Raw genomic sequence first — 19173 nt, forward strand, 5'->3', positions numbered from 1 at the left:
AGCGGGACGGTCAGTGCGTCAGGTCCTTGCCCTTGGTCTCAGGGATGGTGAACACAAACGCCGCGCTGACCACCAGCAGCAGCACTGCGTACGCATTGAACACCTGCGGCGCGCCAAGCGAGGAACCCAGCCACTGCTGCAGGTAAGGGGCGGTGCCACCGAACAGGGCCACGCAGATGGAGTAGGGGACGCCCACGCCTACGGTGCGGATGGACGTTGGGAACAGCTCGGCGTACACGGCGGGGACGATGGCTGCGCTCGCGGCGATGAACACCAGCATCACGGACATGGACACCGCCAGCTGCCAGGCCGAATCCTTCAGGAGCCAGGTCATGGGGAAGTGCAGCACTGCCGAGCCGATGGCGCCGGCCCAGAGGACTTTCTTGCGGCCGATGCGGTCGGACAGCTTGCCCCATACCGGCAGCGCGGCGATGAACACGATATTCGCGATGACGCCGGCCCACAATGCCTCGCCGCGGTCGATCTTCAGGGCGGTGGTGGCGTAGCTCGGTGCCACGACGCCCCAGATGTAATAAATGACCGTGAGGCCCACGGTCAGGCCGATGACCTGCAGCGCCTGCTTGCGGTAGCGGACAATCTGCGGCCAGATCCGCGCGCGCTTTTCGGTGACGGCTTCGCCCTGGAAGGCCTCGGTTTCGTGCAGCCGCGACCGCATGATCAGCGCGTACAGGCCCATGGCGGCACCGATGAGGAACGGCACTCGCCAGCCCCACGCGTTCATCGCCTCGGTGCTCAGGGCCATGTTCAGCACGGCTCCCAGCAGCGTGCCGAAGAGGATGCCCACCGTCCCCGACGTGTAGATCAGGGTGGCCCAGAAGCCGCGGTGCTCCTTGGGAGCCATCTCGGACAGATACGTTTGCGACGACGGCAGCTCACCGCCGTGCGCCAGGCCCTGCACCAGCCGGGCCACCAGCAGCATCAGGGAAGCGAACGCCCCGACGCTGGCAAAGGTGGGGGCGACGCCGATCATCAGGCTGCCCAGCGACGCGAGGCCGACGGCGAGCGTCATCGACGTCTTGCGGCCCACCCGGTCGCCGATCCAGCCGAAGAGGAAGCCGCCGAAGGGCCGGGCCACGAAGCCCACGGCGAAGATCGCCAGCGTGGACAGGACGGCCGATGCCGGGTCCGCTTTGCTGAACAGCTGGCTGGCAATGAACGGGGTAAACGTGGCGTAGATGGCCCAGTCGTACCACTCAACGGCGTTGCCGATGCCGGTGCCGACGACGGTCTTGGCGGTGGACATGCGTCCAGTCTGTGGCTTGGTTGCTGCAACGGACATGGTCTTCTTCCTGGTGGGTTGGGGCATGGTGGCGGTGCTGCCGGGCTAGGAGGCCTGCGAAAGGGCGGCCAGCCGGGAGATGGCGAGTTCCGCATAGAGGGCGGCCCCGTCAGCCAGCACGCCGTCGTGGAACGTTGCGTAGGGTGAATGGTTGAACGGCGAGGTTGCCGGATCGCCGCCCGGGGCCACGGCGCTGAGCCCCACAAAGGTGCCCGGTACCTCTTCGAGGACCCGGGAGAAGTCCTCCGAGCCGCTGAGGGGGGTGGCCCAGCGCGAGAGGCGGCGCTCGCCGAAGAGCTCGGTGATCACCTTTTCGGCGGTGTGGGTTTCGTCCTCGCTGGTGATGGTAAGGGGATACTCCTGCAGGTAGTCGACGGCGATCTCCACCCCGTGCGCGGCGGCGATTCCCTTGAGCAGGCGCGGCACGGCGTCCATCATCTTCAGGCGCGATGCTTCGGAGAACGTCCGGATGGTGGCCTCGATGCGGGCCGATTCGGGGATGACGTTCCGTTTGGTGCCGGCATGGAGCACGCCCACGGACAGGACCACGGGATCGAACATGTTGAACTGCCGGGTGACCATGACCTGCAGGGCAGTCACCATCTCTGCCGCCACGGTCACCGGATCCTTCGCCGAGTGCGGGGCCGAGCCGTGGCCGCCGGCGCCCAGCACCGTGACTTCAAGCCCGTCGGAGGCGCTGAGCATGACGCCGGGCTTGGTGCAGAAAGTGCCATGCGGTTCCAGTGAGGAGAACACGTGCATGCCGTAGGCCGCCTGGACGCGCGTGCCCGCGGCGTCCAGGACACCTTCCCGGAGCATGTAGCTGGCGCCGTCGAACCCTTCCTCACCCGGCTGGAACATGAGGACGACGTCGCCACGGAGTTGGTGCCTCTTCTCGGCCAAAAGGGTGGCGGCGCCGGCGAGCATGGAGGTGTGCAGGTCGTGGCCACACGCGTGCATGGCACCGTCAGCCTGGGAGGTGAAGTCCACGCCGGTCTTCTCCTGGACAGGCAACCCGTCCATGTCGGCGCGAAGCAGGACGGCGGGGCGGACCGCGCTGTCCCCGGCATGGCTGTCCCCGGCACTGCTGCCGCCGTTCCCCTGCTCCCCGCCCGGGTGCCCGCCGCGCAGGACCGCGGTGACCGACGTCGTGTCCTTGCCCAGCGTGATCTCGTAGGGAAGTCCGTCCAGCGCCTGAAGGACCCGCTCCTGGGTGCGGGGGAGGTGCAGGCCAATTTCCGGCTGCCGGTGCAGGTCGTGGCGGAGCCGGATGAGGTCTTCCTGCAGGTCCTTGGCGTCGTCGGTTATGGGCACGTGTCACTCCTTGGAAATAGGCATCAGGGCTTGTGGACTATTCTGAAGTGGCGTGGTTCACATCAGACGAAAGCGCTGGAATTATTCGTGGAATGCCGTTTGCTGGCAGAATTCGCGCGTCCAAGAAAGGTGGTCCGATGGAGCTCAGTGAGGATGACCTTGCCCTGATCCAGGTCCTGCAGGCCGCGCCGCGCCTGGGGTGGACGGACGCTGCCAAGGTACTGGACGAGCATGCCACCACGCTGGCGGCCCGCTGGGAGCGCCTGACGGAAAGCGGGGCGGCGTGGGTGACGGCGCACCTGGCGGGTGACCCGAAGCAGATGCTCCTGGCCTACGTGGCGGTGGACTGCGAAATGAACCGCCGGGACAGTGTCACGGCGGAACTGGCTGCTGTTCCCGAGATCGTGACGGTGGAGGAGGCGGCCAGCAACCGCGACCTGATGCTGACCGTCATCACACGTTCACTGGAGGAGTTCAGCGACAAGATCATTACCCGCCTCAAAGCGGTTGAGGGGCTCACAAAATACCAGGTGGCCCTGTGCACCCGGCTGCACAGCAGTGGCGACGACTGGCGGTTGAATGTCCTGAGCCGTTCACAGTTGGCCACGCTGCGGACGCTTGGCTCCCCGGCTGCTCCGGATTCCGCTCGGCCCGGCCACCTTCCGCAGAGCCACCTCGACCTGCTGCCGTTCCTTGCCAGGGACGGCCGCGCGACGGCGGCTGGGATGGCCCGCTCCCTCGGACGGCACCCGGCAACCGTGCAGCGTCAGTTGAACCGCGTGCTGGCAAGCGGCATCCTGTCGTTCCGCTGCGAGATCGCCCAGCGGTATTCGTCGTTTCCGGTGACCTGCCAGTGGTTTGTCAACGTACCAGCGGGCCAGCATGAGGCGGCTGCCGCCGGGATCCGCACCATCAGCAATGTCCGGTTGAGTGCCTCCACCACCGGGCCCACCAACTTTGTCATCATCATGTGGCTCCACACGCTGGCGGATGTCATGTCCGCCGAACTGGCGCTGCAGCAGAAGGTGCCGGGCATCGAGATCGTGGAAAGTGCGGTGATGCTGCGCACCGTCAAGCGGGTGGGCTGGATGCTGAAGGAAGACACGACGGCGAGTGGCGCCGTCGTGCATGCCGGAAGCCTGGGTGCCGCGGAGTGAGCGGGCATTGCGCCGCAACAGCGCACACGTCCCCTGGATAGCACGCTTCATCTTTAATAGTTCCGCATTACGGATTTATCTTTCCGGAAACATCCGTTTCCTACCGTTGGGGTGATCCTGCGGCGTCCGATGGCGCCGCCGTCCGAAGCAGGCGTCCTCCTGGATGACGTCCTCCCTAACGAACAGGCACCCCGCATGAAGACCACCGCGCCCGCACCGCAGCCGCAAGTTCCGGCATCCGCGCCACGCACGAAACCGCTGTACAGGTCCCTCTTCGTCCAGATCCTCGCGGCGGTGGTGGCGGGTATCCTGGTGGGCCACTTCTGGCCGGACCTCGGCGCAGGGCTCCGTCCGCTGGGCGACGGCTTCATCCAGCTGATCAAGATGATCATCGCGCCGCTGATTTTCCTGGTCATCGTCACCGGCATCGCCGCGGTCAGCGACGTGAAGGCCGTGGGCCGGGTGGGTATCAAGGCCCTGGCCTACTTCACGGGTGCCACCCTGTTCGCGCTGGTCTTCGGGCTGGTGGTGGGGAACCTGGTGCAGCCGGGAGCCGGGCTCAACATCGACCCCGCAACCCTGTCCCAGGATGCCCTCAATGCCAAAACCGCCACCGCCCCGCCCAAGGATGCCGGAGCCTTCCTGCTGGGCATCATCCCCACCAGCGTCATTGGCGCCTTTGCCGGCAACAACCTCCTGCAGGTCCTGTGCTTCTCCGTGTTCTTCGGGGCGGCGATCGTCGTCGTCGGACGTGAACGCTGCCTGCCGGTGATCACCCTGATGGAAACGGTGCTGGAACTGTTCTTCAAGATCATGGCCTGGGTGATGCGGGCAGCGCCGGTGGGTGCCTTCGGTGCCATGGCCTTCATCATCGGCCAGTACGGCCTCGATTCCCTGGGGACGTACGCTGTGCTGATTGCGGCCTGTTACGGCGCCGCGGTGGCATTCATCGGGCTGCTGTTCGTGGTGGCGTGGGCCTACCCGCGGGTGCCGCTGTGGCAGTTCATGAAATATACGCGCGAGGAGTTCCTCCTGGCGCTGGGGACGGCGTCCACGGAGTCCGTACTGCCCCGGATCATGACCAAGCTGACCAACGCCGGCTGCTCGCGTGCCACCACCGGGCTGGTGGTTCCCACCGGCTACTCCTTCAACCTTGACGGGGCCGCCCTGTACCTCTCCATCTCGCTGCTTTTCCTGGCGCAGGCATTTGGCTACAGCCTGGACCTGGGCCAGCAGTTGGCGGCCCTGGGAGTCCTGATGCTGACATCCAAGGGCATGGCGGGCGTTCCCGGTTCCGCCTTCCTGGCCCTGTCCGCCACTGCCGGGGCGCTGGGCATCTTCCCGGTGGCCGGCGTCGCGCTGCTGCTGGGCGCCGACCGGCTGATGGACTCCATGCGCGTCGTGGTGAACCTGCTGGGAAACTGCGTGGCCACCTTTGTCGTGGCCAAGTGGGAAGGGCAGTTCGACCGCGCCGCCATGCTACGTGCATTTGCCGGTGAAGGTACGACGGCGGAAGCGGCCGGGCAGCCAGCCCCCACCAAGGTGCCGGAAGAGGAAGCGCCGCGCTCCGCCGTCGGGCCTGCCCACCAAAGCGCCGTGTCAGGCGGCGTCCCTGCGGAGCCCGCCGCGCCGGCGGTGGTCCCGTAAGTTCACCACCTCCTTCAACCCCATGCTGCACAATGTCCCCATGACGTTTGCCAATGTGGGACTTCTTGGAACCAAGCCAGGCCAGCGCGACGCCCTCGTGGCCATCCTGCTCCGGCCCAAGCCCGGGATGAAGGAAGCCGGCTGCCTTCTCTATGAGGTGGGCATCAACGATGACCTGCCGGACACCGTCTTTGTTTCCGAACTCTGGGAATCCGCGGAAGCGCACCAGGCGTCGCTGGAACTGGCCAGCACGCGCGCCGCAATCGCCGAGGCGATGCCGCTGCTCTCAGGGGAGATGGGAGGCCACCGGTTTGCCGTTGTGGGGTCACCCCTGCGCTGACGGCGCCGGAGGCAGCCTGCCCAATAAACGGGTCTCCTGGACAGGGTGTTCTGTGATGAGTGGATTGCGGCGATTGGGGTAAGGGAGGACACATGAAACCGTTGCCCGCACTTGAGCTTGTCACCCGTTTCGAAGATGCCGAATGGCTTGACCCGTTGGCCAGGACTGTCCGGAAAGCCGTCAAGAAAGTCATCAAGCCCCAGTGGGCCCGGGACATCCTGCACGGCGTCCCCATCGGCCACCCGGTCCACCCCCTCGCTGTCCAGGTGCCGATTGGCGCCTGGGTCTCGGCGGGCGTGCTTGATGCCGTTCCCGGTGGCGAAAAAGCTGCCAGGTTGTTGATCGGTGTGGGCACCGCAAGCGTGCTTCCGTCCGCGCTGGCCGGGCTCATGGACTGGTCGCAGCTGCACCCGCAGCAGCAGCGGGTGGGCCTGGTGCACGCGGCGGCCAACGTCACGGCAACCGGCCTCTACATTGCATCACTCGTCCAGCGGGCCAGGGGCGGCCAGGGCGGCGGCAAGGTACTTGCGTACCTGGGGCTCGCCACCGTGGGCGCCGGCGGGTTCCTTGGCGGGCACCTGACGTACCGCCAAGCCGCAGGGGTCAACCACAGCGAGGAGATTCCGCACCGTTTTCCGTCCGGCTGGCATCCGCTGTCCCCGCTGGCCGAACTGCCGGAGGGCGGCCTCCATAAGCGCGTCGTGGCCGGTATTCCGCTGCTGGTCCACCGCGAGGGCACCACCATCAATGTGCTGTCCGATGTCTGCAGCCACCTTTCCGGACCGCTTCACGAAGGCAAGATCAAGGACGTCGGCGGGGACGCATGCGTGGTCTGCCCCTGGCACCGGAGCACGTTCGCACTGCGCACGGGCGAAGTGAAGGCCGGTCCCGCCACGTCCAGGCAGCCGGTCTTCGAAACGCGCGTCACCGGGGACACCGTGGAAGTGTGCCTGCCCGGGGCCGACGGGTAGTGCGGGCGGACGGGTAGTAAGGACATTCGGCCCTACTGGCTGCTGTCACGCCGGGGAAAACTGGCTCCATGGGTTGGCTGCGTGTACGGTGAGTGACCTCCGGCAGGACATTGCGTCTCTCTACAAAACCCGCAAAGGAACTGTCGACTTCGTGGACGTTCCTCCGCTGCTCTTCGCTGTCGTCCAGGGTCAAGGGGACCCTGATGGGCCAGCATTCGCCGGGGCGGTGCAGGGGTTGTTTACCGTCAGCTACGCGGCACACTTTGGTCTTAAGAAGCAGTCCGGTGAGGTGACAAAAGTGATGCCCCTCGAAGCCTTGTGGTGGTTCGAGGACCCGGATCACACGGAGCCGACGGAAGCCGTGAGCGCAGGCTTCACGGGACTCGGGGGCTTTGCCCGGGAGTCATGGCGCTGGCAGGCCATGATGGTGCAGCCTGAACCGATCGATGAAGCCCTTCTTGAGCGGGCCGTGGAAGAAGCCCGTCCCAAAGGGCTTCCCGGTTTGGAGTTGGTCCGCTTCGAGCGTTGGGAAGAGGGCCGCTGCGCGCAGGCGCTCCATATCGGTCCCTACGCGGATGAAGGCCAGACCATCGCCCTTCTGGACGCGGCCATCACGGCCGCCGGATTGAAGGTCCGGGGGCGGCACCATGAGATCTACCTCGGCGATCCGCGACGCAGCGCACCGGAAAAGCTGCGCACTTTGCTTCGCCACCCAGTGGTGTGATTCATGATGGTGCGGATTTCAGAACCACGGGAGATTGCCTCCGGAGTGGTCCTCATGACCACCGGTTCAGGGCCCATGGCCTCAAATCTCTACCTTGTGAGGTCAGGTTCCGCGTGGGTGATGGTTGACTGCGGATGGGCGGCCAGTGCGGAGCCGGTCCGCAAGGCTGTGGAAGACATGCTCGGATCCGGGACTGCGCCCGCAGCCATCTTCCTGACGCACATCCATCCCGACCACTCGGGCGCTGCCGGGGCCCTGGCACGGCGGTGGGACATCCCGGTGTTCGTCCACCAGGCTGAATTGCCCATGGCTGCCGGGCGGTACATCCCTGAGTTCTCCATGCCGTTGGACCGGTGGCTCATCGCCCCGTTCCTGTGGTCCCTGCCTGCCCGTGCACGCCGGCGGGTTGAAGCAGCCGGCGACATCACCGACGTGGTGCAGAGCCTGCCCCGGGATGGAAAAATGCCAGGTTTACCCGAGTGGGTCGCCGTCCCAACGCCCGGCCACACTGCCGGACACGTGGCCTACTGGCGATCCCGCGACGGTGTCCTGATCACTGGTGATGCTGTTGTGACGGTCAACTTGAACTCGATTCGCGGGCTCCTGCCGGGAAGACAGGATCTGTCCGGGCCTCCCTGGTACACCACGTGGAACTGGAAGCTGGCCATGGAATCAGCCAGGCGCCTGGCGGAGCTGGGCCCACGGTTGCTGGCACCCGGGCACGGACCGCCCCTTGCTATGGGGGTGGTGCCCCGGCTCCGGGCCCTGGCCGCCAGGGAGCGTGCCTTGCGGATTCCACTTCGTCGCCGCCTTGGGGGAGCGCCCGAGGCTGCATAGCCACATGGGCGTCGGCAGTAAACCAGGCATGCGTAACCGCTGCTCCGCCGCAGCCTGACAGTCAGTCTCAACCTACGTGGCCAGTCTTAGACGGCGAGGCGCTCCAGGAGCGCTTCCTCTAGGAGGCTTCGTTGCCCCGGGAGGGTGCCTGGCGGCCAGTGGGTTGGTTCGGGGTCTTGGTGTTCGGGGTTGTAGTGGCGGCCTGTGGGTGAGGTCCAGCCGGGCGGTCCGTTGTTGGTGGCGGGGTCGGGGGTCCAGGTGCGGGCGTGTTTCAAGCGGTGATGTTTGGGGCATAGCTGGGCCAGGTTCCGGACGGCTGTTCTGCCGCCGTGTTCCCAGGCTGTGAGGTGGTCGGTGTGGTTGTCGGGGGTGTGGTTGGTGCAGCCGGGGAAGGTGCATTTCCGGTCCCGCATGCGGATCCATTGTTTGATGATTTCGGGGAGCCGGTAGCGGGTGCGTCCGATCTCCAGGGGTGCCCCGTCGCGGGGGTCGACCAGGACCCGGTAGAACGACTCCGCCCCGTCCGCGACAAGCCTCCGCGCCATCGACGCCGGGATGGGGCCCAGGCCGTCCAGCACGGCCGGCTCATCGGTGAGTCCGAGCAGGGCGAAGACCGGGACGGTGACCAGGACATCGGCCCGCGGGGTGGGAACCTTTCCAACACCACCGCTACTCCCGGTAGTTGTTCCCGCAGGATCACCCGTGGCCGTGGCGTTTCCGGTGCCGAGGAGGAGTGCTGCTGCGATGTCGGGGCGGAGTTGGGTGAGGGTGCGGGGCTCGTTAGGGCCTTGGAGGCCGCGGGCGGTGGCGGTGGTGCGGTTCCAGATGGCGCAGGCGGTGTCGCCGGGGAGGTAGAGCGAGAGCCAGGCCATGCCGTCGCGGTCCGGGGTGTATTCCATCCGCCGGTCCGCGACGCCTTTGGCGTGGCGTTTGGCGAGGGTTTCGGGGTGGTGGCGTTCCCGCCAGGCGCGGACCTTGGCGCGGAACCGGGCGGGGACGAGTTCGCCGGGCGCGGCGCCGCGGGCGGGGTTGGGGGCGTCGGGGTCGAAGAAGTGCGCCACCAAGGCAGCAGCCCCGTCGGGGGTGAGCCCCTCGGTTTCATCGGCGACAATCCTGGCATGCTGCCACGACAGGTCACCGGCTGACAGGGCGCCCAGGAGCGGCGGCAGGGAACACACCCGGCGGGATTGTTCCACCAAAGCACCCGCGGCCGCCGAACTGATGCTCAGGACACCGGCGATCTCCTCCACCGTTGACGTCTCCGAAAACATGCGCTCATCCACCGGGGCGTCGGGGGCAAGGAGTGCCTGCTGGATTTCGACGCACTCCGCCACATCGCGCGCCTTCACCGCCGCGAGCTGAGCCTCCAACCGCCACACAGCCGCCAACCGCTCCAGACACAACTCATACCGCCGCTGCAACACATCAACAGCGGCACCTGCGACGGCCCCCAAACCAGCTGAGTCGAGGGAAGCGTCTTCCAGAACCAGTACATCCAACGCAGCAACGGAGGCACGAACGGCCTCCATCACCGCCGCCAGGTCAGTACTGATTTCCATAAAAACATCGTCCTACGAGGCACTGACAATAATAGGTCGTGGGTAGGCCACGGCAGCAGACGCCCATCGCCGCAATGCAGCTCAGCCGGGTGCGGTGACCCATTCGCCGCTTCGCAGCACTGCCTTCAGGTTCAGGTCCTGGTCAAGAACGACGACGTCGGCCTGCATTCCGGCGCGCAGGTCGCCCGCATGCGCCGAGAGACCCAGCAACGATGCCGGGACTGCCGACGCGGAGGTGACGGCATCCCGCAACGGAACTCCGGCAGCAACGCAGGAGCGGATGACGTCCAGCAACGTGCTGGTGCCGCCGGCAATGGCGCCAGTGGCGTCAACCCGGGCTACGCCGCCAGCAACTGTGACGGAGAGGGACCCCAGCCTGTACTGTCCGTCCTTCAGCCCGGTGGCGGCCATCGAATCGGTCACCAGCGTGATGTTGTGCGGCCCCACAAGGTCAAACACCAACTTCACGGTTTCCGGTGCCAGATGCACGCCATCGGCAATCAGCTCCACCACAGCCTGCCCGGCCTTGGCTGCGCTGAGGCTCGCCGATACTGGCCCGGGGGAGCGGTGGTGAAGCGGAGGCATGGCATTGAACAGGTGGGTTACCGTTGGGCGGTTCCTGCCGGTGGAATTGCCGGCCGAGTCCAAAGCCGCGGCCGCGCGCGCCAGGAAGGCTGCCGCCGTCGCATGGTCCGCGGCGGTGTGGCCCAGGGATGGGATGATGCCGCGGGCCGCAAGCTGGGCGGCAAGTTCGGAGGCGCCGGGCAGCTCGGCCGCCAAGGTCATGGAGGCCAGGGTTGGCCCTGCCGCGGCCAGCATGCGGGCCACCACCTCAGGATCCGGTTCCAGGAGCAGGACGGGATCGTGCGCGCCACACTGCTGGCCTGAGAGGAATGGACCTTCCAGATGCGATCCGGCAATCAGCCCCAGGCCTGCCAGCTCCCGCAGTATCTCCAGGTTCCGGACCAGGTCCCCGGGCTCTCCGGTAACCAGGCTGGCCAGCAGCGTGGTGGTCCCACGGCTGTGCAGGTAGCGTGCCGCCCGCTCGGCGCCGTCGGGATCGCCCTCCGAGAAATCCGAACCGTAGGCGCCATGGCAGTGCACGTCCACCAGTCCGGGCACCAGGATGCGTCTGGCGGGTGCGTCCGGCGGAAGTACCCCGGGGAAGTCCTGCGCCGGGCCCGCGAAGGTGACCAGGCCGCCGTCGGCCGCCACCACCCCGTCCGCAATATCCAGCGAGGCGGTGACGATGCGGCCGCGAAGAAACAGTTCCTTGCCCATCGTTTACCGTCCTTCGTTCGTGGGTTGGGGCAGCGGCACGGCCGCCACGGCGGCAGCCATGCGGGCGGCCAGTCCGTGGTCCGCGGCGCCGGCGCGGTCCCCGCCCGCCCCGCCCCCTTCCCGGGGCCGCGCCGAGGTGTGCACGGCATGGACTCCCGCTTCAAGGAGCGACGGTACCAGCGCCAGGGTGACACCCCCACCGGCCATGATCTGGACCGAGGGAGCACTCCGGCGTCCCTGCCGCACAATCCTGCGCAGCATCTCCAGCCCCGCGGCGCAGTCGGGGGCCCCACCACTGGTGAGGACCCGGTCCACCCCTGCGTGCTCCAGCCGGGAGAGCGCCCCGGCAGGGTCCAGGCCGGCGGCCAGGGCTGCGTCGAACGCGCGGTGGAACGTGACTTCGGCATCCGGCCTCACGGCCCGCGCTGCTGCCACAATGTGCCGGATTGCCTGGACATCCGGGCCGCCGTCGGATGCCAGGACACCAACCACCACGCCCGCGGCTCCGGCACCCAAAGCCGCAGCGGCATCGCGCTCAATGACATCGAGCTCGCCGGGCGAATAGGTGAAGTTGCCCGGCCGCGGACGCACCAGGACATGGACGGGAAGGCCCAGGCCGCACGCCTGCCCGATGGTGCCGATGCTTGGCGTGACGCCCTCTGTCTCCGCCAGGGCGGCGCACAGTTCAACCCGGGCCGCGCCCACGGCGGCGGCCAGCCGGACGCCGTCGGCATTCTCCACGGCCAGCTCAAACTGCGGCGCGGTGCATTCCACGGACACAAGCCTGCCGCTCAGAGTCCCTGCCATGCCGGCTTCCGGCCGAAGGTGTCCTGGTAATACTCGCGGTGGGCGAGCCGGGAGGCTGCGGCCTCGTCCACCAGTACCGAGACGTGCGGGTGCAGCTGGAGGGCCGACGCCGGGCAGATGGCCGCTACGGGACCTTCGACGGCGGCAGCCACAGCCTCTGCCTTGGCCTCCCCCATGGCCAGCAGCAGCAGGTGCCGGGCCTCACGGATGGTTCCCAGGCCCTGGGTCAGCACATGGTCCGGCACCTCCTCCGGTGCATCAAAGAAGCGGGCGTTGTCCAGGCGCGTCTGCCGGGTGAGCGTCTTGATCCGCGTACGGGAGGCCAGCGAGGACATGGGTTCATTGAAGCCCACATGGCCATCCGTCCCGATGCCCAGAATCTGGATATCCACGCCGCCCGCGGCGGCGATCCGGGCCTCGTAAGCGGCGGCCTCCGCCTGCGGATCCCGGGCCATGCCGTCCAGTCCGCGGACCGCGCCGTCGCCGAAGTCCACGCTGGTCGTGAATTCCTCCCGGATGACCGAGTGGTATGACTGCGGATGCCCGGCAGGCAGTCCCACGTACTCGTCCAGCAGGAACGCCTGGGCCTGCGCGAAGCTCAGGCCGCCGCTGCGGTGCCGTTCGATAAGTTCCTGGTAGGTGCCCAGCGGGGTGGACCCGGTGGCCAGTCCCAGGACGGACGGGCCGCGGCGGACCTGGTCCTCGATGGCATCAGCGGCCGTGCGGGCCACGTCGTCAGGGGTGGGAAGGATGATGATTTCCATGCGCTCTGGGTGCTTCCGGTTGCAGTTGCGGGAGATGGGGATGAAATAGGTGGCGCTACTTGGCGGCGTCGGTCTCCACGGTGACTTCGTCGTCCTCGCGGCCGGGGGTGCGCAGATTCCAGCGCTTGATGACGAAGGAGAAGAGGAAGTAGTAGATCGCCGCGTAGCCAAGTCCTATGGGGATGAGCAGCCAGCCGTTCTGTGATTTGCCGAAGTTGAGGACAAAGTCGATCAGGCCTGCAGAGAATGTGAACCCGTGATGGATTCCCAGCGCGTTGACCAGGGCCATGGACGTTCCGGTCAGGACGGCGTGGACGATGTAGAGCGGGAAGGCCACGAACATGAAGGAGTACTCAAGCGGTTCGGTGATGCCGGTGAAGAAGGCGGTCAGTGCGGTGGAGAGCATGATGCCGCCGACGATCTTCTTCTGCGAGGGCTTGGCGTGGCGCCAGATGGCAAGCGCTGCTGCAGGCAGGCCGAACATCATGATGGGGAAGAAGCCGGTCATGAAGATGCCTGCGCTGGGGTCTCCGGCGAAGAAGCGGTTGAGGTCACCGCGGACCAGGTGGCCCGAGGCGTCGGTGTAGTCGCCGATGAGGAACCAGACGCCGGAGTTCAGGATGTGGTGCAGTCCCGCGGGGATCAACATGCGGTTGGCGAAGCCGTAGATGCCGCCGCCGGCAACAGCATTGCTGGCCACGGCCTGGCCCACCGCGGAAAGGCCGGCGTTGAAGAGCGGGTAGGCCAAGGCAAGGACGACGCCGGCTACCAGGCTGGAAACGGAGGTCAGGATGGGCACCAGGCGGCGGCCGCTGAAGAATCCAAGGAAGTCCGGCAGTTTTGTGCGGTAGAAGCGCTGCCACAGCGATGCGGAAAGCAGGCCCACCACAATGCCGGCCAGGACGCCGTAATTGATCATCGCCTGCTTGCCGGCCGGGTCAACCTGTCCTGCCAGGACCAGCGGGGACATGGCCTTGAAGACGCCGTCGATCACCATGTAGCCAACGACGGCGGCCAAAGCAGTGGAACCATCGGCCTTCTTGGCCCAGCCGATGGCAATGCCCACCGCAAAAATGAGCGGCAGCCAGGTGAAGACCGCATTGCCGGCTGCGGAGATGACGGCGGCGCCGCCTTCGAATCCAGGAACGGCGCCAAGCAGGTCGGCCTGGCCAATGCGCAGCAGGATGCCTGCGGCGGGAAGAACGGCGATGGGCAGCATCAGGGTGCGGCCAAGGCGCTGCAGTGTGGCAAACGCCTTGTTTGGCTTCTTTTCGGGAGCCAAGGCGGCGGTCTCGGATGTTGACATGGTTGCACCTCTGCGGGTTCGGGTGGGGCTTGTAAAGGAGGGGTTCCAGCCGGTACTGTCTGGTTATGACCAGTTCAGTGTGATTCATCCCACGAGTACCTGTCAAGGCAATGGGAAATCCCGCCGGGCCATTCAAAAGGCCGGTGGTGGAAGCCATAATTGGTCGCACTTGGGCCGCCGGCCCCGGTGAGGAAGCAGTGCTCCCAGCGGGCACCATCAGAAAGGGCAACCATGTCCAAAGCAGAAAAGATCATTGAAGGACTGGGCGGCGCCGGCAACATCGTGGAGATTGAAGCCTGCATTACCCGCCTTCGCACGGAGGTTAAAGATGGTTCCCTCGTGAACGAGGCCTCCTTGAAGGCCGCCGGAGCCCACGGCGTGCTGACCTCCGGCACGGCTGTCCAGGTCATTGTTGGCCCGGAGGCCGACAACCTGGCCGAAGACATCGAGGACCTCCTCTAGTGGGTCAGTCCCTGGTGGTGCTGGCACCCATCGCGGGTACGGTAATTCGCCTTGCCGAAGTCCCGGACCCTGTGTTCGCCGGCCAGATGGTGGGTTCCGGCGCCGCAGTGGAACCGCCGGCGGGCGAGATGTTCGACGTCGTGTCCCCCGTGGCGGGAAAGGTGGTCAAGCTGCTGCCGCACGCCTTTGTTGTGGTTGAGTCCTCGGGGCGCGGCGTCCTCACCCATGTGGGCATCGATACGGTCAAGCTCAAAGGCGAAGGCTTTAAGCTTCTGATTGCCCAAGGCGACACTGTCGACGCCGGCGCTGCCGTCATGCGTGTCGATCCCACCGCCGCCCTTGCGGCAGGTTACTCGATGGTGAGTCCCGTCGTCGTCCTCGATACCAAGCCGGACGTGGCAACGCTTACTGGAGCCGGCACCGTCACCGCCGGCCAGGAGCTGTTCTCGCTGGACTAGGGATTTGCTTCTAGAGCCGGACTTCCATGTTCAGCGAGTAGCGGTCGGAGCGGTACCACGAACGTGAATGTTCGATGGCAAGGGGGCCTGAATAGGACACCCGGTCGAAGGCCAGCACCGGCGCCCCCGTGCCGGTTCCGAGGAGCGCCCCCACATCCGCGGGGGCGCCCTCGGACCGCACGCTCTGCCGTGCCCTGTCGATCTGGTGCCCGAACTGCGCGGCGAGGGCTTTGTAAACCGAGCCGGTCAGGTCGATGTCCAGAAGGCCGCGGGCATGTTCGGGGTTGTACCAGGCGTCATCCACGCTGACCGGCCGGCCGTCTGCCAGGCGGAGGCGCTTCAAGTGGATGGCCTCGGAGCCCGGCGGCAGGCTGAGCGCCTCTGCCGTATCCGTGGGGGCAGCGCCCGCTTCGGCCACCAGCACCACCGTACTGGGCACGTGTCCCATCGCCTCCATTTCCTGCGTGAACGAGGCCAGGTGGAGTGTTGACTGCACTGGGGAATCCGCCACGAAGGTACCCTTCGCCGGAACCCGGACCAGGTGCCCCTCGTTGACCAGGCGGCCGATGGCGGCGCGGACTGTAATGCGGCTGACACCGTAGGAGTCCATGAGCGTCCGCTCGCTGGGAAGCCGGGCGCCGGGCTCCAGTTCCTCTTTGGCGAGCTTGAGTATGATCAACCGCAGCTGCTCGTGCTTGGGGACCTGGGTGTTATTGATGGCCTTGGCCGCCGCTCCGGCGGTGCTCCTTGATGTGGCGGACAATTGAGGCCCCTCCTGCTGCTGGATAAGTCCGGTCCGGACCACCTGCTTGGATTATTCCACAGGCGCGGGCCGCGGGGGGCCGCCCGGCCACCTTTGTTGCCGGGCCGGGCGTTAGCGCACCAGTTCCGCATCGCGGGGCGCGGCAGGCTGCCGCACTGCCCTGGTGCGCAGTGCGAGCATGAGCACCGCACCCAGCAGGGCGGGCGCCGCGAAGGCAATGGCGGCTACGGGGACGCCGCCGCCTAAGCCCACCAGCAGTGCGCCGTAGGTTGGGCCCGCGATGGCTCCGATGCGTCCCACAGCAAGTGCCCAGCCAAGGCCGGTGGCGCGGGTGGCGGCAGGGTAGAACTGGGCGATGTAGTCGTTGATCATGTTCTGCGTGCCCAGGCCGCCGAAACCTGCGACGGCGGCGAGCACCGTCATGAGCGCGGCCGGCGGGTTGGCGGACATCAGGAGCAGGGCTGCCGCTGCACCGGCGAACCCCACCACCACCAGCGGCCCGGGCCCGAACTTCTGGCTGGCCACAGATGCGAGGACGGTGCCGACCACGGCACCCACCGAGTAGGCCAGCAGGAATGACACAGAGGATCCGACGCCGAACCCGGCAGTGCGCATGATCTGCGGCAGCCACGTGCTGACGCCAAAGATGGTCAGCAGGCTCAGGAGAGTGATGCCCCACAGCAGGACTGTGGTCTTGCCGGTGCCGTTGGCGAATAGGGCGCGCGTGGGAGAGACCCGCACGGCTGTGGCCGGGACTTCCGTGGTGCGGGGCAGCCCGTAGGCGGCCTCGATGCTGTCGGCCTCTGCGGTGCGGGACCGGGTCCGCAGGAACGACGGTGACTCCGGCAGCAGGAACCAGGCGAAGGGAACGATCAGCAGCCCTGCGGCACCGATCGCGTACACCGGGCGGAAACCACTGGACTCCAGGACAGCGAGGGACGTCAGCGAAGCGGCAACAGTACCCGTTGCCGGCCCGGTCAGCACCGCACCGAGGACCAGTGACTTCTTCCCGGGCGGAGCGAATTCATTGGTGAGAGCTACCGCCGTCGGCAGCAGGCCGCCCACGCCGAAGCAGGCGATGAAGCGGAACGCTGCGAAGAGCTCCCAGCTGGGTGCCATGGCGCAGGCGAGTATGGCCAGCGAGAACAACGCCAGGGCGGACACAAAGATCCGGCGGCGGCCAAGCCGGTCCGTGAGCGTACCCACGATGAGTGAACCGAGCAGCATCCCCACCAGCGCCAACGAGCCCACCGCGCCTGCCGCGGCGGGCGTGACATTGAAGGGCGGCTGCCCGATAAGGGCGGGGAGGGTGGCGCCGTAGACGTAGAGGTCGTAGCCGTCGGCGAGCAGGCCAAGCCAGCACAGCACGAAGATACCGGCCAGGGATTTGCTGGGGGCATTGGAGTTCATCATTGATTCCAATCGGGTCAAGGGACGCTGGCTGTATGCCTGCGGGACGTCCATCAGCTTGGCCTGCTGCAGCAGCCCTGCGAACGGTCTTTTCACTGGGTGAAAAGCCACTTTGTGGCGGGGCCCACACAGCCCAGGCTTGAAGGACGCAACGGATGGAGGCGGAGATGGCGGGAGCGGGCAGGACGGCAGCCGCCGTGCCCACAGAGGCCGCCGCCGGTCTTCCGGGCACGCCCGTACTGGTGCGGGCTCTGAGCCTGCTTGCCCAGTTTACGGAACAGCGCCGTGCCCTGAATCTGTCCGAACTGTCCCGCCAGGCCGGACTTGCCCCTGCCACGGCCCTGCGGCTGGTGCGGCACCTGACGGAGTGGGGCGCGCTGGAACGCCTCGAGGACGGCCGCTACGTGGTGGGTGTGCGCCTCTGGGAAATTGCCTCGCTCTCGCCGCGGGGCCACGGGGTGCGGCAAATCGCCCTGCCTTACCTTGAGGATCTGTACGAGGTCACCCGGCATCACGTGCTGCTTGCCGTCCGCGAAGGCACGGACGCAGTCCTGATCGATCGGCTCTCTTCCCGGACCGCGACGGAGGTGGCCTACCGGGTTGGCGGACGCATGCCGCTGGGGACCACCGCCGTCGGGCAGGTCCTGCTGGCCCACGCCGCTCCGGAGCTGCTGCAGGAACTGCTTTCGCAGCCGGCGCCCCCAGGGGTGCCGGGCAGTGTTTCGGATGCCGGGAGTCTCCCGGTGGCCCGGCTTCGCGGTGTCCTGGCAAACGTAAGGCAATCCGGGGTCGCAGTGGTTCGGCGGGACCACCCCTCCCGCACTGTCTCCCTCGCCGCACCCATTCATGGGGCTGCCGGCGATGTAGTGGCTGCATTGTCCATTGTGGTCCCGGATGCCCAGACGCCGGCGCATGAGCTGGTGCCGCTGGTCAGGGCCGCCGCGCGGGCCATCTCGCGAAGCCTCGGCCACCAGGCGAAGGCCAGCGGAGCATGGCGGCACCCGCAGCTCCAGGAGCCGGGCCACCCCCCCGGCCTGACACTTGGCGTCCTCCCGGCGCTCGCCAGTCCCGCCGGTTTTGAGACCGTTCCGTTATTTGCGTCCCGCCTTTCACCCTTTACGCTTGAAACTACTAAGCATGCTGTCTATTTCGGAGGTTAACCCTGATGCGAAAAGTTTCTGCGCTTGGAGTGGTAACTGCGGCGATGCTGGCCTTGGCCGGCTGTTCGGGAGGAGGCGGCGGAACTGCCAGCCCGTCAGGCACGGCAACGACGTCGGCATCCGCCTCTGCCAGCCAAACCGCCAACGCCAAGGTGTACTCGGAGGACGAGCTCCGCGACCTCATTTCGGGCATGAAGGACGCTGACGGCAACGAACTCAAGCTGTACTCCAAGGAGCAGGTTGACCAGGGCGGAAACATTGCCAACCTGCTCATGAGCACGGCAACCATCGACCCCAAGGACTGCAAGGACATCGCCACCGCCGGCTTGCTGGACAAGGTGGAAAGCGGCGACGTAGCCGTGGCCCTTTCCGAGGGCAACCAGCCGCGCACGCTGTCAGCACAGTCCGGCAGCCAGGGCCCCGACGCCGTCAAGACACTGAGTGACATCAGCGGCAAGATGAACCAGTGCGCCAAATTCTCGGTCTCCGCCCTTGGCCAGAAGTACGACGTTTCCAGCCAGGAGCTGAAGGCGGACACTGACGCTGATGAGACCTTCGCAACCGTCAGCACCCGCAGCGGCGACAACCAGCAGAAGCTGATGCAGGTTTCCGCTGCCCAGGGGCGCCTGTTGGTGGTTGCCACCAAGGGCGGCACCGATCTGGGCGACAAGGACCAGAAGGAGCTTGAGGAGCTCATTAACGACGTGTTGAAGAAGGCCGAAGGCGGCGCAACGTCCAGCCCCACCTCCACTAGCTCGTCCGGTTCTTCCGGCACGTCATCGCCGGGCAGCTCGGCGTCGTCCACCGCCTCGTCCACCTCGTCGGCGACGATGACCTCGGGCAGCGGTTCCTCGTCGTCGGCCTCCCCGACGGCATCGCGGTAGCGGCACCAACTCCGCAATATTGAAAAGGG

19 protein-coding genes are annotated in these 19173 nt (G+C 66.8%); 10 read left to right on the forward strand and 9 right to left on the reverse strand.

The features are described 5' to 3' along the window. Positions 1 to 10 precede the first annotated feature (10 nt). Entirely contained in the window at positions 11 to 1300 is a 1290-nt protein-coding gene (locus ACV095_RS02410; protein ID WP_026266147.1) for an MFS transporter, read from the reverse strand. Positions 1301 to 1345: 45 nt separating this feature from the next. Next, positions 1346 to 2614: a M20 metallopeptidase family protein gene (locus tag ACV095_RS02415; protein ID WP_478222830.1), complete on the reverse strand. Its 1269-nt coding sequence runs from the start codon at positions 2612 to 2614 to the stop codon at positions 1346 to 1348. Between the two features lie 137 nt (positions 2615 to 2751). Between ACV095_RS02415 and ACV095_RS02420 the strand changes: the two genes are divergently transcribed. The 6 genes from ACV095_RS02420 to ACV095_RS02445 all read left to right on the forward strand — a co-directional run bounded on the left by ACV095_RS02420 (position 2752) and on the right by ACV095_RS02445 (position 8290). After that, entirely contained in the window at positions 2752 to 3771 is a 1020-nt protein-coding gene (locus ACV095_RS02420; RefSeq protein ID WP_144600185.1) for an Lrp/AsnC family transcriptional regulator, read from the forward strand. 195 nt (positions 3772 to 3966) lie between these two features. Beyond that, on the forward strand, positions 3967 to 5418 hold the full coding sequence (locus ACV095_RS02425) for a cation:dicarboxylate symporter family transporter (RefSeq protein WP_144600312.1): 1452 nt from the start codon (positions 3967 to 3969) through the stop codon (positions 5416 to 5418). Between the two features lie 40 nt (positions 5419 to 5458). Further along, the gene (locus ACV095_RS02430; RefSeq protein ID WP_026266145.1) at positions 5459 to 5758 is read left to right on the forward strand and encodes a putative quinol monooxygenase; all 300 of its coding nucleotides are present in this window, start codon (positions 5459 to 5461) and stop codon (positions 5756 to 5758) included. Between the two features lie 92 nt (positions 5759 to 5850). Beyond that, the gene (locus ACV095_RS02435) at positions 5851 to 6729 is read left to right on the forward strand and encodes a Rieske (2Fe-2S) protein (RefSeq protein ID WP_134165102.1); all 879 of its coding nucleotides are present in this window, start codon (positions 5851 to 5853) and stop codon (positions 6727 to 6729) included. Between the two features lie 151 nt (positions 6730 to 6880). Then, positions 6881 to 7453: a GyrI-like domain-containing protein gene (locus tag ACV095_RS02440; protein WP_478222831.1), complete on the forward strand. Its 573-nt coding sequence runs from the start codon at positions 6881 to 6883 to the stop codon at positions 7451 to 7453. A 3-nt stretch (positions 7454 to 7456) separates the two neighbouring features. Next, complete coding sequence (locus ACV095_RS02445) at positions 7457 to 8290, forward strand: MBL fold metallo-hydrolase (RefSeq protein WP_018771738.1); 834 nt, start codon at positions 7457 to 7459, stop codon at positions 8288 to 8290. Positions 8291 to 8376: 86 nt separating this feature from the next. On the opposite strand, the gene ACV095_RS02450 is transcribed toward ACV095_RS02445, so the two are convergent. The 5 genes from ACV095_RS02450 to ACV095_RS02470 all read right to left on the reverse strand — a co-directional run bounded on the left by ACV095_RS02450 (position 8377) and on the right by ACV095_RS02470 (position 14007). After that, a complete protein-coding gene (locus tag ACV095_RS02450) occupies positions 8377 to 9849 on the reverse strand; it encodes an HNH endonuclease signature motif containing protein (protein WP_478222832.1) in 1473 nt (490 codons plus the stop codon). Positions 9850 to 9930: 81 nt separating this feature from the next. Next, positions 9931 to 11130, reverse strand: coding sequence for an N-acetylglucosamine-6-phosphate deacetylase (locus ACV095_RS02455; RefSeq protein WP_478222833.1), 1200 nt, complete (start codon positions 11128 to 11130; stop codon positions 9931 to 9933). 3 nt (positions 11131 to 11133) lie between these two features. After that, the gene (locus ACV095_RS02460; RefSeq protein WP_056391658.1) at positions 11134 to 11937 is read right to left on the reverse strand and encodes a copper homeostasis protein CutC; all 804 of its coding nucleotides are present in this window, start codon (positions 11935 to 11937) and stop codon (positions 11134 to 11136) included. Further along, positions 11922 to 12701, reverse strand: coding sequence for a glucosamine-6-phosphate deaminase (gene nagB, locus ACV095_RS02465; RefSeq protein WP_478222834.1), 780 nt, complete (start codon positions 12699 to 12701; stop codon positions 11922 to 11924). The genes ACV095_RS02460 and nagB overlap by 16 nt, the downstream gene beginning before the upstream one ends. A gap of 55 nt (positions 12702 to 12756) precedes the next feature. Next, a complete protein-coding gene (locus tag ACV095_RS02470; protein ID WP_478222835.1) occupies positions 12757 to 14007 on the reverse strand; it encodes a PTS transporter subunit EIIC in 1251 nt (416 codons plus the stop codon). 231 nt (positions 14008 to 14238) lie between these two features. Here ACV095_RS02470 and ACV095_RS02475 point away from each other — a divergent pair, with 231 nt between their 5' ends. Both ACV095_RS02475 and ACV095_RS02480 read left to right on the forward strand, forming a co-directional pair. Beyond that, on the forward strand, positions 14239 to 14469 hold the full coding sequence (locus tag ACV095_RS02475; protein ID WP_018770722.1) for a PTS sugar transporter subunit IIB: 231 nt from the start codon (positions 14239 to 14241) through the stop codon (positions 14467 to 14469). Then, positions 14469 to 14927: a PTS sugar transporter subunit IIA gene (locus ACV095_RS02480; RefSeq protein ID WP_018770721.1), complete on the forward strand. Its 459-nt coding sequence runs from the start codon at positions 14469 to 14471 to the stop codon at positions 14925 to 14927. The genes ACV095_RS02475 and ACV095_RS02480 overlap by 1 nt, the downstream gene beginning before the upstream one ends. A 10-nt stretch (positions 14928 to 14937) precedes the next feature. Here ACV095_RS02480 and ACV095_RS02485 read toward each other — a convergent pair whose 3' ends face one another. Beyond that, positions 14938 to 15690, reverse strand: coding sequence for a GntR family transcriptional regulator (locus tag ACV095_RS02485; protein WP_478222836.1), 753 nt, complete (start codon positions 15688 to 15690; stop codon positions 14938 to 14940). 111 nt (positions 15691 to 15801) lie between these two features. Further along, complete coding sequence (locus tag ACV095_RS02490) at positions 15802 to 17196, reverse strand: MFS transporter (protein WP_478222837.1); 1395 nt, start codon at positions 17194 to 17196, stop codon at positions 15802 to 15804. A 59-nt stretch (positions 17197 to 17255) separates the two neighbouring features. On the opposite strand from ACV095_RS02490, the gene ACV095_RS02495 reads away from it, so the two are divergent. Together ACV095_RS02495 and ACV095_RS02500 are read left to right on the forward strand one after the other, a co-directional pair. After that, positions 17256 to 18260, forward strand: coding sequence for an IclR family transcriptional regulator (locus ACV095_RS02495; RefSeq protein ID WP_478222838.1), 1005 nt, complete (start codon positions 17256 to 17258; stop codon positions 18258 to 18260). A 5-nt stretch (positions 18261 to 18265) separates the two neighbouring features. Next, positions 18266 to 19144, forward strand: a complete 879-nt coding sequence (locus ACV095_RS02500) for a hypothetical protein (protein ID WP_223992792.1) — start codon at positions 18266 to 18268, stop codon at positions 19142 to 19144. Positions 19145 to 19173 lie beyond the last annotated feature (29 nt).

This window comes from Arthrobacter sp. JDC6 (genome assembly GCF_056484025.1).

Excerpts from the sequence above, each read along its gene's own strand:
- ACV095_RS02475 (WP_018770722.1), top strand. The coding sequence starts at position 14,239 with ATGTCCAAAGCAGAAAAGATCATTGAAGGACTGGGCGGCGCCGGCAAC.
- ACV095_RS02495 (WP_478222838.1), top strand. The coding sequence starts at position 17,256 with ATGGAGGCGGAGATGGCGGGAGCGGGCAGGACGGCAGCCGCCGTGCCC.
- ACV095_RS02455 (WP_478222833.1), bottom strand. The coding sequence starts at position 11,130 with ATGGGCAAGGAACTGTTTCTTCGCGGCCGCATCGTCACCGCCTCGCTG.
- ACV095_RS02425 (WP_144600312.1), top strand. The coding sequence starts at position 3,967 with ATGAAGACCACCGCGCCCGCACCGCAGCCGCAAGTTCCGGCATCCGCG.
- ACV095_RS02410 (WP_026266147.1), bottom strand. The coding sequence starts at position 1,300 with ATGTCCGTTGCAGCAACCAAGCCACAGACTGGACGCATGTCCACCGCC.
- ACV095_RS02460 (WP_056391658.1), bottom strand. The coding sequence starts at position 11,937 with ATGGCAGGGACTCTGAGCGGCAGGCTTGTGTCCGTGGAATGCACCGCG.
- ACV095_RS02435 (WP_134165102.1), top strand. The coding sequence starts at position 5,851 with ATGAAACCGTTGCCCGCACTTGAGCTTGTCACCCGTTTCGAAGATGCC.
- nagB (WP_478222834.1), bottom strand. The coding sequence starts at position 12,701 with ATGGAAATCATCATCCTTCCCACCCCTGACGACGTGGCCCGCACGGCC.
- ACV095_RS02420 (WP_144600185.1), top strand. The coding sequence starts at position 2,752 with ATGGAGCTCAGTGAGGATGACCTTGCCCTGATCCAGGTCCTGCAGGCC.
- ACV095_RS02430 (WP_026266145.1), top strand. The coding sequence starts at position 5,459 with ATGACGTTTGCCAATGTGGGACTTCTTGGAACCAAGCCAGGCCAGCGC.
- ACV095_RS02450 (WP_478222832.1), bottom strand. The coding sequence starts at position 9,849 with ATGGAAATCAGTACTGACCTGGCGGCGGTGATGGAGGCCGTTCGTGCC.
- ACV095_RS02470 (WP_478222835.1), bottom strand. The coding sequence starts at position 14,007 with ATGTCAACATCCGAGACCGCCGCCTTGGCTCCCGAAAAGAAGCCAAAC.
- ACV095_RS02445 (WP_018771738.1), top strand. The coding sequence starts at position 7,457 with ATGATGGTGCGGATTTCAGAACCACGGGAGATTGCCTCCGGAGTGGTC.
- ACV095_RS02500 (WP_223992792.1), top strand. The coding sequence starts at position 18,266 with ATGCGAAAAGTTTCTGCGCTTGGAGTGGTAACTGCGGCGATGCTGGCC.